Below are 14,817 nucleotides of genomic sequence, written 5' to 3'. Positions count from 1 at the left end.
ATGGGTCGGGTAAAATGGGGGACGTCGCGTCGAGGTTTTCGGCGTATGTTGAGGGTTTTACGAGCGTGATCGGGGACGGAGGCCGAGCCAAACCGCTTCGCGATTACTCCGCCGGTCTGATGATGCCTTGCGATCGCAAGAGTGTCGAGCCGATGGCCGCCATCACGGCTCCTGAACGGAGAGCAGCGCAACACCAGTCGTTGTTACATTTTGCCGGTCAAGGCGACTGGTTGGGTCAGCAAGTAAATTTTGTGATTTGTAGTGCGTCGGAAGGACTGGATGTAGGCCAGCTTGGGACATGAGGAACATTAATCGTGAGCTCCGCGCTCGCGAGGGCGCCATTCCGGCACCAGCGCGAGGCAGGCTGAGCGTCGACGACTTCTGTGCCCTCAAGGAAATCACCAAATATTGCCGATGCGGTTGCGGAGGCAGCGCGCGCTCTCTGCCGCGCAATCGTCTGATGCTTTGCGACGTCACCACGACTTTCACGAGATGGGCCTGCCGACATTTCGATGTCGTCGAAATCAACACTCTCTTGGGCCGAAATCTTCCGGACCTGGAAGCTCTCGCCGTTGCACAAGTGCAACGACATTTCGCTGCGATCGGCGAGGCAGACGAACGCTGGGTGGGCGATGGTATGCATCGCATCGAGGGCGAAGAGACTGAGATCTGTCCCTTCTGCGCTCAGGACCATGCGAATTCGCCGCGCATCGAGACTACCGCGCGTACTTCAGTGAGGGCTAAAGACGGCGGAGCAGAGCAATATTGTTGAAAGATACAAAAAGAGAAGGAAGGTTTATCGCGAAATGACAAGAACGCGTAGTCAAATAGCGGACCAAAGTAATGTGTTTAGTGAATGAGTGAAGGACTTGATTCCCTTTCCAGAAAGAACAAATGTTGCCGAGAAAATACAAGAGATTCTAACAAGCGCGGCGAACCGGGCGCCGGAGGAGCCTATTTTTTGACGAATATCGAAACGTTTGCGAGGCGCCGCCGGCGCACGAAGTCGTGCCTCGCGCGCTTTGCTTGTCACCTGAGCATAGGGACGTCCTTTTATGGATCCAATCAGGGCAGCAGAAGACAGCCGATGAAATTGCCGAGCTCAATCGCAACGTCGATGCGCAGCAAGCCGAGCTAAGGCGGATCTCGGATCAGATCGCAACCCTGACCCAAAGAATCGAGGGGCTGCAGAATCCGGCGCCTGTTGCTTCTCCTGCTCCTGCTGCTTCTTTGCCCCCCGCGCGCACCACATCCAAGCCGGCCAAGAGAGACGTCCGGCCCTCGAAACCGCAGGGGCTGGTTTCCGTCGGAGGCGGGCCGCTGACTGCAGAGCCAAGCACGGAACAGCGCGGATTACCACAAAATGCCTGCCATATGAGGCTTCGCCTTCCAACCACGTCGAAAACCGACGGTCCACCATCTTGATTGGCAGGCCGAGCCTCTCATTGCTCCGCGCGGTTTCGGAAATCCTGTGCGAGTCGCAAGAAGTTCTTAAGCAGGACGTGCCCCTGTGAGGTAAGTATCGACTCGGGATGGAACTGGACCCCATAGGTGGGATAATAGCCGTGCGTGAGGGCCATGATCTCGCCTTCCTCCGAACGCGCTGTCACTACGAGGTTCTGCGCACATGACTGATCAAGCGCGACGATAAGAGAATGGTAGCGTCCGACGTCAAGCGGGGTTGGCAGTCCCTTGAATAACCCTCGGCCGTCATGCGCAACGTATGAGCGCCGACCGTGCATGGGCCGACGCGCACGCGCCACCCGTCCTCCGAAAACGCTTGCAATACACTGATGTCCAAGGCAGATGCCGAGAATTGGTACGCGTCCTGAAAGTTCGCGAACCACTGCTGTCGATATTCCTGCCTCAGTTGGGGTGCAGGGGCCGGGCGATATGACCACCGCGCGCGGGTTGAGACCAACGAGCTCGCTGATGCTGATAGCGTCGTTTCGGATCACTTCCGTTGCTTCACTGAGCTTGTGGAAATAGCGGGCAATATTGAACACGAAGGAATCGTAATTATCGACGATGACAATCAAAATGCACCAGCTGGTTCAGTACCAAATGCATCAAAGATTCGCTCTGCCTTGGTGAGCGTTTCCTCGTATTCGGCCTCGGGCTTCGACAGGGCCGTTATACCGCTGCCCGCATGAAACACAGCCAGGTCGCCGTCGATCGTGACAGTGCGGATCGCAATACTGGTGTCCATGTGCCCGTTGAAGCCGATGAAGCCGATCGCCCCACAATAGACCTCTCGCGCTATGCGCTCGATTTCTGTAATAATTTCCATCGACCGCGGCTTTGGCGCTCCCGTAATGGAGCCGCCGGGAAAGCAAGCGCGGAGCAGGCTAACGGCGTCTTCGTCTCCGGCAAGTTTCCCCGTAACGATCGACACGAGATGGTGCACCGAGGCATAGGACTCGAGATTGCATAGGGCCGGAACCCCGACCGAATGCGCAGTGCAAACGCGTGACAGATCGTTACGCAAAAGGTCGACAATCATCGTGTTCTCGGCCTGATCCTTTTCGGAAGCGAGGAGAGCAGCCGCACGGCGGTGGTCTTCCTTGGGATCAGGCGAACGCGCTATCGTGCCCTTGATGGGGCGTGTCTCGACTTGTCGCCCCTCAAGTTTCAGGAATCGTTCCGGCGAACTTGATGCGATGGTCAGCTTTCCCCATCGCAGCAGGGCCGCAAAAGGCGCCGGATTCAATGATCGTAGCTGGCAATAGAAGGCGAGCGGATCAAACGAGGTCGACAGGCGGGTGCTGAAACGCTGCGCAATATTTGTCTGGAACACGTCACCCGCGAGAATCAAGTCGATCACGCGTTGTACCGCCGCAATGTAGCCGTCGCGGCTGAAGTTCGAGCGCCACGCGCCCGCTTTGCTGGGACAACCCTTCTGTGGCGCGTTTGGACCGGCAAGCAATGCTGCAAACTCGTCGGCTCGACGAAGCGCTCGTTCGCTCCGTCGCACGCGATCCTGCTCCGGCCATCCGGTCGAGACGATCCAGCATTTGTTATCCCGGTGGTCGAAGCTGATGACCACGTCATAGAAATGCAGGATGGATTGGGGCAAACCCAGACCGGCAATTGGCGGGGCAGACAATCGCTCCAATGTCCTGTTCATGTCGTAGGCAAGGTAGCCTGCCGCTCCTCCCTGGAATGGCGGGAGATCGGGACGATGCTCTTGCGGGTACTTCGCGAGTAGCGTGCGAAGGACCTTCCATGGATCGGCCTCGAGAGTCAGTCCGTTCCAACTGGCTTGGCCGTTCGCGACCCTGTAGGTGCTGAAGGGGTCGCACGTTAGATATGAGTAGCGCCCAAGCAGCTCGTGCCTTGCTGCGCTATCGAGAAACGTGAGATGCGATCGATGCCCAAGACGTCGCATCGCTGTGACAGGTTCAACCCACTGCAACTCGCGAACGTACATCGGGTTATCGGTCACAGGCGGCTGACGTCGTGAAAGTGCCGTTCCATCTGTTGCCCCACCGATGAGAATGACTCTTATCTGTGCTGGGCCGAAACATGAGGCCCATTGCCAAGTTACGCCGGCGGCGGACTTTTTGCTGCGACAGCACCAGGATCATCCTGCCGTGGAGGCGAAAGGGGTATCTGTTGATACATCGTAGTCGGCCGCGAACCGCAGCTCGCGGAGCGGTCGGACCCGTTTAATCGATTCCTGGTAGAGATCGTGCGCTTTGTACGCTGCGAGCTCTGTCTCGCTGTCGAACTCACCATAGACCACGATGTCGATATCGTTGCCGAGCTGATCGGTCTTGCGGTTACGGGCAACCTCAAGCCGGCGCGCATGCGGTATCGTGCTGAGAAGCGAAAGACCTTCGATGATCTGGTGGATATGCGCCTCGTCCTTGGCGCTGAAGAAAACGATGTGACGAATCATGGCCGTCCGTGGAGATGTCGCTAGCGGGTGCCATAACTATCTGGGAATAGATTCGGTTGCAATGAGGCTAGTCGCTTGCCGCATGATCGTCGCTTGCAACCGTCGGCGATCTGCAATGGAGCTTGCCAGATTTGCTCAGGACGCCGGAAGGGCAAGTCGCTCAATGGTTTGAATGTGCCGCGTGAGCAGGTTACAGGCGTGATCGACGTTGCGCGTTCGCAGGGCTTGCAGAATCAGGCGGTGATCTTGATTGGAGCGCGGTCGCCAGCCCACCGATCGCGCCATCGCGAACACCAATCGAGAATTGGCAAGCTGCAATCCATCGAGGCTCGCGAGCAGACGCGGCATTCCGCACGGCGCGACCAAGGCTTGGTGAAAGGCGCGGTTGGCCATCTCAAACTCCTCGATCGTCTTTGCATTGTCTCCTTCGATTAGGGCGAGCTCGATTTGAGCCAAATGAGCTGTTGTCAGTCTTGGCCCCGAATGGCGCAATGCCACCACCTCGAGCGCGGCGCGCATTTCGGCGATCTCCTTCACTGAACGGGTATCGAGCGGGGCAACCCGAACACCGCGACGCGGCACAGCGACAACAAGATGTTGTGCCTGCAGGTGCCGAAAGGCCTCGCGCACGGGGACGTGGCTGGAATTGAATTCTCGTGCAACGTGATCCTGACGGAGTGGTGCGCCTGGCGCTAAGGCGCCGCTGATAATGCGCTCAGCGATTGAGTCCGCGATGCGCGCGACCATCGTCATGTTGTCAGCAGTGATCATAGATTATCTACCGCAATAATCGGTGCATTTGCGAGGCAGCTCGATTAGCATCTCTTCGAGGGCGATGACTATAGATAATTCACGCGATTATCTACAACTGAGCGAGATTGGGTTATGGATGCTGCTGTGCAAGTCCAACGAAAGAAAGCTAGCAACGGGGCGCAGGTTCGTAATCATTGGAACGTCGAAGAGGCTAAGGCGCTCTACGACCTTCCTTTTGCCGACCTGATGCTTCAGGCGCAGCGCGCTCATCGCAAGAACTTCGATCCAAACCACGTCGAAACTGCGAGCCTGCTCAGCATCAAGACCGGCGGCTGTCCGGAGGACTGCGGCTACTGCTCGCAAAGCGCGCATTACGCGACCGGCCTGAAAGCGACCCGTCTGATGCGTTGCGCCGATGTGGTTGCGACCGCACAGCGCGCGAAGGATGCCGGCGCTACGCGCTTCTGCATGGCCGCGGCCTGGCGCACGCCAAAAGATCGCGATCTTGATTCCGTCTGCGACATGGTCAACGCGGTCAAAGGTCTCGGCATGGAAACGTGTGTCACGCTCGGCACGCTGACACCGAAGCATGCCGCGCGCCTCGCCGAGGCCGGCCTTGACTTCTACAATCACAACGTCGACACATCGCCCGAGTTTTACAGCAAGATCATCACCACCCGCAGCCTCCAGGACCGCATCGATACGCTGGCGCATGTGCGCGATGCCGGCATCAAGATCTGCTGCGGCGGGATTATCGGCATGGGCGAGCGCGTCGAGGACCGCCTAGGTATGCTCGTGTTGCTCGCCAATCTTCCCAACTATCCCGAAAGCGTGCCGATCAACCTGTGGAACAAGATTGAGGGCGTACCGGTGGAAGACACCGCGGAGCCTCCCGATCCGATCGCGCTGGTCCGGCTGCTGGCGACCGCGCGGGTCATGATGCCGAGGAGTGTGGTTCGCTTGTCCGCCGGGCGGCAATACATGACCGATGAATTGCAGGCGCTTTGCTTCTTGGCCGGCGCAAATTCAATCTTCGTCGGCGACGTGCTCTTGACCACCAATAACCCGAAAGTTGATCGCGACGCGGATCTGCTGGCCCGGCTCGGCATCACGTCCGGGCTCGCCTGACGGAAGCAGCGCGCCCAATATGTTGCCCCTACACCAGCCTAGGTGAGAAATGCAGATAACTTTGATGAAGGGCAAAATCCATCGCGCCTCAGTGACCGAAGCTGATCTGCACTATGAAGGCTCGATCTCGATAGATCGTACGCTCCTGGAGGCAGCAGGAATGGTGATCAACGAGCGCGTCGAAATCTACAATGTAGAAACAGGGACGCGCTTTGCCACCTACGTGATCGAGGCGCCGCCGATGTCTGGTACGATGAGCCTGAACGGTGCGGCTGCCCGACTGGTGATGCCCGGAGACAAGATCATTATCGTTGCATATGCCTCATTCGATGAGGCCGAAGCAAAGAAGTTCAAGCCACACGTTGTGCGTGTGGACCGAGATAATCGCATCCTGGCAAGTTGAACCTAACGGGCCATCCTTCCTTCTTAAACGGCCAACGCATCTTTTGCGTGATTTGATGCGATCCTCGGAGTGATGAATGCGGTCGATCCAGACAGCAAGACTTAGTCCCTACGTCGCAGCGTTGAATGCCTTGAACGAAGATAAACGGCTGCGCTGCCTCAAGCCGCGCGTGGGGATCGATTTCGCATCGAACGACTATCTGGCGCTCGGGAACGCCTCGCGCATCAAAAAGGCGATGGTCGCCGCGCTCGAGGCGGGCACTCCGGTTGGAGCCGGCGGGTCGCGGCTTCTGCGCGGCAATTGCGAGGAGCATGAACGGCTCGAAACAGAAGCGGCTCAGTTCTTTGGCGCGGAGGCAGCGCTTTTCTTTGGAGGCGGCTACATCGCAAATTTTGCCCTCCTGACAACGCTCCCGCAGCGCGGCGATCTGCTCGTTCTCGATTCGCTCGTGCACGCCAGTATTCACGAGGGGGCGCGGGCCGGTCGCGCAGAGTGTCGAATTCACGCGCACAATGATCCCCAGTCAGTCGAAGACGCAATTCGCGCCTGGCGAAACAAAGGTGGAGCGGGCCGCGTGTGGATTGTGGCCGAAAGTCTCTACAGTATGGATGGCGACTTCGCTCCACTCGAAGAGCTAGTGGCAATCGCCGATCGCCAAGACGCGTTTCTGATCGTGGACGAGGCACATGCCACAGGCGCTTACGGGCATCAAGGACGAGGGCTCACGGCCCCTTATGACAAGCGCGAAAATCTCATCGTCGTTCATACCTGCGGCAAAGCGCTCGGTGCGGCGGGTGCACTTGTTACGGCCTCCGGCATCTTGCGCGATTTCATGGTCAACCGCTGCCGTCCGTTTATTTTTGCCACCGCCCCATCACCATTGATGGCCGTTGCCGTTCGAGAGGCACTCCTCACCCTGCAGAAAGAGCCGGAGCGGCAGCAACGGCTGGCCAAACTCGTTGCGTTCGCGCATCGGCAGATCACCTCGCTTGGTTTGCGCACACCATCGACCTCTCAGATCGTGCCCTACATCGTAGGTGACAATGCTCATGCAATGCGACTTGCCTCTGCTCTGCAGGCGCGCGGCTTCGATATCCGCGGAATTCGGCCGCCAACCGTCCCTGCAGGCACCGCCCGCTTGCGAATTTCGTTGACACTCAATGTTGGCGAAGCGGACGTGCGCGCGATGCTCGATGCGCTGGTTGAGGTGACGAGGGGCTCGTTTCGATGAATAAACGGATCGTCGTGACTGGTACGGACACCGGGGTCGGCAAAACGGTATTCTCCGCAGGGCTCGCCGGGCTTCTCGGCGCGAATTACTGGAAGCCGGTCCAGGCTGGACTCGAACAAGAGATCGACTCCGAGTGCATCCGCCGCCTCGGTGGCCTCTCGTCCGATCGGATTGTCCCGGAGCTCTATCGACTTCGGACGCCCGCGTCGCCCCATCACTCAGCGGAGATCGACGGCGTTCGCATAGATACAGAGACGCTTGGACTGCCGGACAGCGGCGAGCGGCGACTCGTGATCGAAGGCGCCGGCGGACTCATGGTGCCGCTGACAGCGCGCACGCTTTACATCGACATCTTCGAGCGCTGGCAGCTTCCCGTCGTGCTTTGCGCAAGGACGGGACTGGGCACAATCAATCACTCCCTGCTCTCCATAGAGGCTCTGCGGAAGCGTCAGATTCGAATCCTTGGGATTGCGTTCATTGGCGAAAGAAACGCCGAAACTGAAAGCGCGGTTTGCGAGATCGGGAGAGTGCGTTGGTTGGGACGGCTCCCGTGGCTTGTTCCCCTCACAAACGATAGGCTGCAGGCCGCTTTCAAAGACTCCTTTGTTAGCAGCGATTTCCTGAACCTATGAAGACAGCTAAGAGGTCGCCGATCTGGCATCCGTTCACGCAGCATGCTCTACAGCGGGATATGACGAAGGTGGTCCGGGGAGAAGGGGCCTATCTCTACACCGAAGATGGCCGACGCCTTATCGATGCAATCTCCTCCTGGTGGGTCGTGACCCACGGCCATTGCCATCCATGCATCGTGAACGCGATCCGAGAACAGGCAGGCAAGCTCAACCAGGTCATCTTCGCCGGATACACTCACGACCCGGCTGAGCAGGTTGCGACGGAACTATTGAAGGTCACCTCCCCAGCGCTCGAACATGTGTTCTTCTCCGATAGCGGGTCCACCAGCGTCGAAGTCGCGCTGAAAATGGCGCTCGGCTACTGGCGCAATACCGGAAGAGAGCGAACCAAAATTGTGGTGATGCAGCACTCGTACCATGGCGACACGATCGGGGCGATGTCGGTAGGTAGCCGAGGCATCTTCAATGCGGCCTACGGGGCGCTGATGTTCGAGGTGACCTCGATTCCGTTCCCGGCAAGAGATTGTGAGCAAAGAGCTCTCGATGCGCTTGAAAACGCGTGTCGAAACGAACATCCCGCAGCCTTTATCGTGGAGCCCCTGATATTGGGTGCCGGTGGAATGCTGATGTATTCGCCCTCGGTGCTAAGAGAGATGAAGCGGATTTGCGAAGCCTTTGACGTCCTGTTCATTGCGGACGAGGTCATGACAGGCTGGGGCCGGACGGGTACCTTGTTTGCGTGTGAGCAGGCCGATGTCACGCCCGATATTGCTTGCTATTCGAAAGGCCTCACGGCTGGGGCGCTGCCGCTCGCCGTCACACTGTGTCGTGCCGATATTTTCGATGCGCATTATTCTGAAGATCGCACGCGTACGTTTTTTCATTCGAGCTCATATACGGCCAATCCAGTGGCCTGTGCCGCCGCCAAGGCTAATCTGGACCTATGGCAGGATCAGGAGTATCGCTGGCGGCTGGCATCCTTGGCGAGGATGCAAGAACAGGCACTCGCGCCGTTCCGCCTCGATTCACGGTTCGCAAACGTGCGGCGCACAGGAACAGTCACAGCGGTTGAACTCAACACGCGCGATGCTGGCTATCTGGCGGACATCGGTCCGAGGCTTTTGGCTTTCTTCCAAGCGCGGGATCTGCTGTTACGCCCACTCGGTAACACGATCTACGTGATGCCGCCTTACTGCGTTACGGCGGCCGATCTTGATGAAATCTATACTGCCATCCGCGACGCTGCTGACTTGCTGATGTGAGATGCACGAGACTGTGCGATCGTCTGCAGTGACAGGATCTTGGAAGGGAAAGTGCCCGTATTGCTGCTTTTGATAGTGCAACGAGGATGCAGCCCCCAACTTAAGCGCTCCCGATCCAACTGCCGCAGTAATTCTGCGGGCTAGTCATGCAAGGCGCAGCATTTGACCGAAATGTCGAGCGAATTGCGTAAATCACGATAGAGAAATCAATTATCTTGACCAAATTCTCGGCGAGGCTATCTGCGGAAAGTACTGCTTCGCGAGGCAGCCGCACATCAGAGTCAAGGCTCTTGATGGCTGCAACAACCAGGAAGACGGACCGCCGGGCGGGCCGCACCTTCGGTGCGCGCGTGGTGCTGTGGTCAGAGGGCAGCGGGGCTTCCTAGGTAAATGTCTGACAGGAGGCGAGAATGCACATTGGCTTCCGTAATTCCCTCGACCATTCAGCCACTTGCTGCGCGATATGCGGCGGAAAGTTTGGGCTGATCCGCCATTACTGCTGGCGAACGGCTCTTTGCTCGAAGAGATGCGTCAACCGCTTCAAGGCGCGGCGGGAGGCCGATCAGAAATGGCTTCGTTGGCTTCGAGCGGCTTAGGAATGGACTGAGTTGTGCCGGTACGGCCCTGGTCAGAGAATTCGAGTGGCCCTCTAGAGCACGTGGAAATCAAGTGACAGAAACATCGGCAAAAATAATCGACTTCACGGCCTACAGGGCCAGCAGGCTGGCGCGGTCTGAGCGCGTTCGCGACGACATCTACTCGACCGCGACTCTCGCTGCGCTTACGGCGGCCTGTCACCTTTGGACGTTCCTGGCCTGCCATCCGTTTGCTTTGCTCGGTGCGCAGGCGCCGAAGCAGGAGTCTCACGAGTCCCCCTAGCGGGCAGACACGGAGATGTGCCCTAAAGACGAAGTCCCCACTGCGCGCATCTGCGCTCGGTCCGGTCGCCGTCACCGTTTGGAGAGACTGCAATCAGCCCAGAAACGCGTGCAGATGGTGGCTCGTCGCGAGCGCCGCTCCTCGATTGAGGGCGCGGCTGGCATAGCCGCTGAAACTGCACGTGAAGACGAGCCATCGGGTGGTGAAATGGATGAGGAAGGTCTTGTCTCATGGTTGCGCGACCATTGGACTGTTTTTGCGCTGTTCCCCAGTTCTAGACAACTGGGATCTCCATCCTCCATGCCATTGACAGGTTTCTCCCGCGTTCTCTAGGAAGCGCCGACGGTGTGTGCGGAGCGGATTCAATATGAGCCACAGTTCAGAGCAGCCTCTAGAGCGTGTCACGATTCCGGCACTGCAGCAGTGGAAGGATAAAGGACGGCGTGTCGTGATGACCACCGCCTACGATGCGGTTGCGGCGCGCATCGCGGATCCCATTGTCGATATCATCCTGGTCGGCGATAGCGTTGGAAACGTCTGCCTGGGATTCGACAACACGCTGCCCGTCAGCGTGGCCATGATGAATCATCACCTGGAGGCTGTTGCGCGCACGAGGCCTCATGCCTTGCTTGTGGCCGACATGCCCTTTCTCAGCTTTCATGTCGGTTCTGAGGATACGATTCGCAATGCAGGAGGTTTTTTACAGCGTGGCGCCGATGCTGTGAAACTCGAGGGTGGTGCCAAACGCATCGAGATGGTACGCGCCTTGGTCGATTGCGACATTCCTGTGATGGGACATCTCGGTCTGACCCCGCAGAGCGTCAACGTCATGGGTGGATTCAAAGTGCAGGGAAGGACAACAGATACCGCCTTGCGGTTGCTCGATGACGCGCACCGTCTGCAGGAAGCCGGTTGCTTCGCGCTTGTCCTGGAGGGCATTCCTGCCGAGCTCGCGGCGCGAGCGACCGAATCTCTCACGATACCCACCATCGGGATCGGAGCAGGAGCCGATTGCTCGGGCCAAGTGCTCGTGTTTCATGATGTCTTGGGGCTAACCGAAGGCCATCGCCCCAAATTCGTTCGTGCCTATACAAATGGATTCCAGTTGTTCCAGGAGGCGCTGTCGCGCTGGGCTGCCGATATCCGCAAAGGGGCGTTCCCGGGCTCAGAGGAGTGCTATCGGCTTCCTGATCAGCTTCGGCATGCCGTCGCCAACTGGGTGCCCTCCAGTTCAACCTCAAGGTAAGAAATGAAAGTAATTACGAAGGTGGCTGAGCTGCGTCGCGCCCTTGCAGACGTTCGCAATGCCGAAAAGCGCATCGGATTCGTTCCGACGATGGGATACTTGCACGACGGCCACCTGGCCTTGATCTCGGCCAGCCGGGAACACTGCGACGTCACTGTCGTTAGCATCTTCGTCAACCCCACTCAGTTCGGCCCAAATGAGGATCTCAGCAGGTACCCCCGCGACTTCGCGCGCGATGAAGCGTTATGCGGCAGTGCCGGGGTCTCCATCATCTTCGCGCCAAGTGCAGAGGAGATCTATCCGGCTCAATTTGAGAGCTTTGTCGAGCCGGGCGAACTCGCAAAGCCGCTCTGCGGAGCTTTCAGGCCTGGACATTTTCGTGGTGTAGCGACCGTCGTCTGCAAGCTATTCAACATGGTGCAGCCGGACGTCGCGTACTTTGGACAGAAGGATTTTCAGCAATGCGCGGTAATACGCCGCATGACGGTTGATCTGAATCTTCCGATCGAGATTGTCACTGTGCCAACCGTGCGGGAGCCAGATGGGCTGGCAATGAGCAGTCGCAACCGTTATCTCTGCCCGGAAGAACGTGATCGGAGCTTGGCGATCAGCCGTGGCTTGTTCGCCGCAGCGCATGAGTTTGCCTCAGGGGAACGCGACGCCGCAACGCTGATTGCGCTTGCAAGAAGGCATTTGGAAAGGGTCGATCGACTACAGTACCTTGAGCTTGTCGACCCTGGGACTCTAAGGATTGCTGACAGCCCTCTGCGCTATCCGGCGGTGCTCTGTGTCGCAGCGTACGTCGGCTCCACGCGGTTGATCGACAATGTAGTCCTGTCCTGGTCGCCATCGTAGCGAGATCCGCAAGTGATTGCGCTCAGGAGCAGTCGAACCGGATGGGCTGGCCCTGAAATCCTCAACATCCTGGAAGAACTCTCGAAGACGATCCGGAACTGCCCTTTGCGTGCTGAACAACTCCCCCACGCTCGAGCTCATGATGTCGGTTGGAGATTGGCTCTGCCGCTGACGGGGTGGAGCGAGGCGGGGCCGCTCCACGCTGCCGAGATCATCCGCCTGCAAGCGGGCATCGCCAAAGGAGATTCGCTCAAAATCGTGTGCTGCCAATACGTGCGATTATGGATCAACAACCACGCGCCCATGACCATGAAATTACTTCACGATGGCGCAGACGACCTCGTCAAGCTGCAAAAAGCCGAAGCTCCCTAAGAGCGGCCAGGGGCGAGTCAAGGGGGCAGTGAAGCGCGGGCGCCGGATCCTGGCCCGATTTCGTCGCCAGACGTCGGGCGGGCGCTGGTTTTTGACGCAAAGATATGCTTCACCGCAAGAATTGGTCGCGATGTCCCTCTACAGTGTAGGATGCCAGGCGCTCGGGTTTGGAGCCGATAGGTGCCGTCTTGTGAAACGACATCGGAGCAGTGGCAAGCTATTTCTACCAACTCCATCGGGGCAGGTATGCCGAAGCGCAGCAGGCGCGATAAACGGCAAATCCTCTGGCCGCAATTGAACCTGATGAGGCTCGGCAACGAGCTAGCACCGTGCGAGCATTGGCCTGCGGCAGCCGCCCAGTCAGTCCGGCGCGCAATAGATGGCCGAGCATGCTGTACATCATCGCAGAGCATGATCGCAGGGAGCTCACATTGGCCTCTGAGCTCTAGCAAGCTTGTCTGCTAGGCCCAGACGGCCGACGAGAAGACAAACGCAGGCCGATCAAGCGAGCTGCCGCAATGGATCAGCGATCGCAGAGGTGCTGGACATTGCACCGCGCTGGAAATCGGCCGACCGGCAGTCGCGGAGGCTCATGCGCTCCGATGTACTTGAGTTGCGGTCCAGCAAATGCCCATTATCTTCCCCGATGGTATGAGGGAGATCTCTCAATGCTGGACGTTGGCACGATCACGCTTCTGCGCACGATCCTGGATGAGGTTTGCGTGAGCGTCCCACCGTATGACGCCGGCGTCCGCGCCTACGTTGCCTCCAGAATCCTGGAGGCCGCCACCAGAGGTGAGACGCGCCCCGATCTGCTTAAACAGATCGGTCAGGAAGCTCTTTCCAGAGCACCAACGATGTGGCGATAGATCTAGGACATGGCTTGTCATTGAGGTGAATTTCCAAGTCACAGTGCTGAAGATCCAGCTCGCAGAGTGTATCGTGGTCGCAAATCGATGGTGGCCTAACGTCACCCAAGACGCGGCGTTATCTGATGTGAATCGGTTGGCGCGCTGCTCGGTGCCCGGCCGATCCTTGAAACGAGAGAGCAGCTCGCACAGCAGACGCCGCATCCAAGCCTTGGCGCGCACCCTTGCGCGCCACGATGCCGGTGAGGCGACGCTCCAATAACCTTCGTCCGGAAACGGGGGCGAAGTCAGTGTTCGGCGCCGGAGCGCCGTCAACTCACGCGAGCCGGTGCGCCGTTGCTGTTTACTCCTGTGTGAGCGCCGCAAGTGCCCTTTCGATCACTGTGATGTCTTGACTGACCTGAGCGATCGCTGGCTTCGGATCAATGCCGGTAACGCAGTTCAACTGCTGCAGCAACTCCCGCCGATGCGCCAGAAGGTTCTCCAGCGCGCTGCGGTTGTTTAGTTTCACATAGCCGTCGACAATCAGTCCAATCGAAAGAGACATCGAAACTCTCAAACAAAGCTGTTCTCAACGAAGATGCGTATAGCACATCGGCAAACGATGTTCAGCTCCTCGGAAGAGAATACTGACGGGCGAGCTTGTTAGCGACAAGCGTCCGGCGCCGGGAGCGTGACCGACTATTCCTTGCGCCTTCCAAGCGCCCAGCTCTGTTTGAGCGACTAGCCGAGCAGAAAGACGGCGTATGGTGAGCCAAGAACGCTGCGGGTCGTGGCGATGGAAATGCTACGCTAGCGGAAGGAGTGTTGTCACGAACTGCCATTGTCCTTATCTGCCCGCCGAACGGCTTCCGAGATGCGATGGCGGGTGGCGCGTTGATCGACGACATGCTCGCCTGAATATCTCTTCGTAGAGATTGCGACGACCTCAGGAGCGTCCAGGATGCTCGATGAATATTTGGCCCGCATTCGTGCTCACCGCACAAACATCCACCGCTATCGTCGCCTGCTGAAGTCGAACCTGTCGGATGTCGAACGTCAGTTCATCGAAAAACGCCTCACCGAAGAGCAGACCGCGCTGGAGTTCCTTTCAGCCGAGACCTTCCCGCTCGCGTTTAGCCTCCGGAAGGGGCGGACATGCCGGCAAACTAGTCGCGGAGCCGCGAACGACGCGCGCGTTCCGGGCGGCCTGATCCGAGGCGCGGTGGGACCCCACGGCTGACCCTCCCAGCTGCGCATCCTCAAAAACCGCTCTGTACCGCGGGCTGTACCTAATTTGCGGGTTC

At 58.4% G+C, this 14,817-nt stretch carries 16 protein-coding genes and 1 pseudogene; 12 read left to right on the top strand and 5 right to left on the bottom strand.

Going from position 1 to position 14,817, the window contains the following annotated elements; all coding sequences use genetic code 11:
* Positions 1–14 precede the first annotated feature (14 nt).
* Both AB5K84_RS37085 and AB5K84_RS37080 read left to right on the top strand, forming a co-directional pair.
* Positions 15–245 (top strand): annotated as a pseudogene (locus tag AB5K84_RS37085) (transposase); the annotation flags it as partial.
* Between the two features lie 53 nt (positions 246–298).
* On the top strand, positions 299–772 hold the full coding sequence (locus AB5K84_RS37080; RefSeq protein ID WP_011084884.1) for a hypothetical protein: 474 nt from the start codon (positions 299–301) through the stop codon (positions 770–772).
* Between the two features lie 670 nt (positions 773–1,442).
* On the opposite strand, the gene AB5K84_RS37075 is transcribed toward AB5K84_RS37080, so the two are convergent.
* From AB5K84_RS37075 to AB5K84_RS37060, 4 genes are all read right to left on the bottom strand, one after another.
* Positions 1,443–2,039 carry an anthranilate synthase component II gene (locus AB5K84_RS37075; protein ID WP_014497769.1) on the bottom strand — a complete coding sequence of 199 codons (597 nt, stop codon included), beginning with the start codon at positions 2,037–2,039 and terminating at the stop codon, positions 1,443–1,445.
* The gene (pabB, locus tag AB5K84_RS37070) at positions 2,036–3,430 is read right to left on the bottom strand and encodes an aminodeoxychorismate synthase component I (protein ID WP_028144144.1); all 1,395 of its coding nucleotides are present in this window, start codon (positions 3,428–3,430) and stop codon (positions 2,036–2,038) included. The genes AB5K84_RS37075 and pabB overlap by 4 nt, the downstream gene beginning before the upstream one ends.
* Positions 3,431–3,583: 153 nt before the next feature.
* Positions 3,584–3,901, bottom strand: a complete 318-nt coding sequence (locus tag AB5K84_RS37065; protein ID WP_011084888.1) for a Dabb family protein — start codon at positions 3,899–3,901, stop codon at positions 3,584–3,586.
* A 135-nt stretch (positions 3,902–4,036) separates the two neighbouring features.
* Positions 4,037–4,672, bottom strand: a complete 636-nt coding sequence (locus AB5K84_RS37060) for a GntR family transcriptional regulator (protein WP_011084889.1) — start codon at positions 4,670–4,672, stop codon at positions 4,037–4,039.
* Positions 4,673–4,786: 114 nt separating this feature from the next.
* On the opposite strand from AB5K84_RS37060, the gene bioB reads away from it, so the two are divergent.
* From bioB to AB5K84_RS37015, 9 genes are all read left to right on the top strand, one after another.
* Positions 4,787–5,782, top strand: a complete 996-nt coding sequence (bioB, locus tag AB5K84_RS37055) for a biotin synthase BioB (RefSeq protein ID WP_011084890.1) — start codon at positions 4,787–4,789, stop codon at positions 5,780–5,782.
* Positions 5,783–5,831: 49 nt separating this feature from the next.
* A complete protein-coding gene (gene panD / locus AB5K84_RS37050) occupies positions 5,832–6,185 on the top strand; it encodes an aspartate 1-decarboxylase (RefSeq protein ID WP_011084891.1) in 354 nt (117 codons plus the stop codon).
* A gap of 76 nt (positions 6,186–6,261) precedes the next feature.
* Complete coding sequence (locus AB5K84_RS37045) at positions 6,262–7,416, top strand: 8-amino-7-oxononanoate synthase (RefSeq protein WP_011084892.1); 1,155 nt, start codon at positions 6,262–6,264, stop codon at positions 7,414–7,416.
* The gene (gene bioD, locus AB5K84_RS37040; RefSeq protein ID WP_011084893.1) at positions 7,413–8,048 is read left to right on the top strand and encodes a dethiobiotin synthase; all 636 of its coding nucleotides are present in this window, start codon (positions 7,413–7,415) and stop codon (positions 8,046–8,048) included. The genes AB5K84_RS37045 and bioD overlap by 4 nt, the downstream gene beginning before the upstream one ends.
* Positions 8,045–9,310: an adenosylmethionine--8-amino-7-oxononanoate transaminase gene (locus AB5K84_RS37035; protein ID WP_011084894.1), complete on the top strand. Its 1,266-nt coding sequence runs from the start codon at positions 8,045–8,047 to the stop codon at positions 9,308–9,310. Before bioD ends, AB5K84_RS37035 begins: the two co-directional genes overlap by 4 nt.
* Before the next feature lie 1,246 nt (positions 9,311–10,556).
* On the top strand, positions 10,557–11,435 hold the full coding sequence (gene panB, locus AB5K84_RS37030) for a 3-methyl-2-oxobutanoate hydroxymethyltransferase (protein WP_028153345.1): 879 nt from the start codon (positions 10,557–10,559) through the stop codon (positions 11,433–11,435).
* A 3-nt stretch (positions 11,436–11,438) separates the two neighbouring features.
* Positions 11,439–12,290, top strand: coding sequence for a pantoate--beta-alanine ligase (gene panC / locus AB5K84_RS37025; protein WP_011084897.1), 852 nt, complete (start codon positions 11,439–11,441; stop codon positions 12,288–12,290).
* A gap of 12 nt (positions 12,291–12,302) precedes the next feature.
* Positions 12,303–12,662 (top strand): hypothetical protein, encoded by a 360-nt coding sequence (locus AB5K84_RS37020; RefSeq protein WP_011084898.1) that lies wholly within the window; start codon positions 12,303–12,305, stop codon positions 12,660–12,662.
* Between the two features lie 668 nt (positions 12,663–13,330).
* Positions 13,331–13,531 (top strand): hypothetical protein, encoded by a 201-nt coding sequence (locus AB5K84_RS37015; protein ID WP_014497761.1) that lies wholly within the window; start codon positions 13,331–13,333, stop codon positions 13,529–13,531.
* 343 nt (positions 13,532–13,874) lie between these two features.
* On the opposite strand, the gene AB5K84_RS37010 is transcribed toward AB5K84_RS37015, so the two are convergent.
* A complete protein-coding gene (locus AB5K84_RS37010) occupies positions 13,875–14,078 on the bottom strand; it encodes a hypothetical protein (protein ID WP_014497760.1) in 204 nt (67 codons plus the stop codon).
* Positions 14,079–14,474: 396 nt separating this feature from the next.
* On the opposite strand from AB5K84_RS37010, the gene AB5K84_RS37005 reads away from it, so the two are divergent.
* Positions 14,475–14,753 (top strand): hypothetical protein, encoded by a 279-nt coding sequence (locus tag AB5K84_RS37005; protein WP_011084900.1) that lies wholly within the window; start codon positions 14,475–14,477, stop codon positions 14,751–14,753.
* The last annotated feature ends 64 nt before the right edge of the window (positions 14,754–14,817 follow it).

The organism is Bradyrhizobium sp. 1200_D9_N1_1 (assembly GCF_052075915.1).
In the GTDB taxonomy this organism is placed as follows: Bacteria; Pseudomonadota; Alphaproteobacteria; order Rhizobiales; family Xanthobacteraceae; genus Bradyrhizobium; species Bradyrhizobium diazoefficiens.
Note: the sequence above shows the minus strand (reverse complement) of the source record. Positions and strands in the feature narration are given on the sequence as shown.

What these genes read in the sequence shown, in the direction of transcription:
- AB5K84_RS37060 (WP_011084889.1), bottom strand. Translation starts at nt 4,672, where the DNA reads ATGATCACTGCTGACAACATGACGATGGTCGCGCGCATCGCGGACTCA.
- AB5K84_RS37005 (WP_011084900.1), top strand. Translation starts at nt 14,475, where the DNA reads ATGCTCGATGAATATTTGGCCCGCATTCGTGCTCACCGCACAAACATC.
- pabB (WP_028144144.1), bottom strand. Translation starts at nt 3,430, where the DNA reads ATGTACGTTCGCGAGTTGCAGTGGGTTGAACCTGTCACAGCGATGCGA.
- panC (WP_011084897.1), top strand. Translation starts at nt 11,439, where the DNA reads ATGAAAGTAATTACGAAGGTGGCTGAGCTGCGTCGCGCCCTTGCAGAC.
- bioD (WP_011084893.1), top strand. Translation starts at nt 7,413, where the DNA reads ATGAATAAACGGATCGTCGTGACTGGTACGGACACCGGGGTCGGCAAA.
- panD (WP_011084891.1), top strand. Translation starts at nt 5,832, where the DNA reads ATGCAGATAACTTTGATGAAGGGCAAAATCCATCGCGCCTCAGTGACC.
- AB5K84_RS37065 (WP_011084888.1), bottom strand. Translation starts at nt 3,901, where the DNA reads ATGATTCGTCACATCGTTTTCTTCAGCGCCAAGGACGAGGCGCATATC.
- panB (WP_028153345.1), top strand. Translation starts at nt 10,557, where the DNA reads ATGAGCCACAGTTCAGAGCAGCCTCTAGAGCGTGTCACGATTCCGGCA.
- AB5K84_RS37010 (WP_014497760.1), bottom strand. Translation starts at nt 14,078, where the DNA reads ATGTCTCTTTCGATTGGACTGATTGTCGACGGCTATGTGAAACTAAAC.
- AB5K84_RS37015 (WP_014497761.1), top strand. Translation starts at nt 13,331, where the DNA reads ATGCTGGACGTTGGCACGATCACGCTTCTGCGCACGATCCTGGATGAG.
- bioB (WP_011084890.1), top strand. Translation starts at nt 4,787, where the DNA reads ATGGATGCTGCTGTGCAAGTCCAACGAAAGAAAGCTAGCAACGGGGCG.
- AB5K84_RS37035 (WP_011084894.1), top strand. Translation starts at nt 8,045, where the DNA reads ATGAAGACAGCTAAGAGGTCGCCGATCTGGCATCCGTTCACGCAGCAT.
- AB5K84_RS37045 (WP_011084892.1), top strand. Translation starts at nt 6,262, where the DNA reads ATGCGGTCGATCCAGACAGCAAGACTTAGTCCCTACGTCGCAGCGTTG.
- AB5K84_RS37080 (WP_011084884.1), top strand. Translation starts at nt 299, where the DNA reads ATGAGGAACATTAATCGTGAGCTCCGCGCTCGCGAGGGCGCCATTCCG.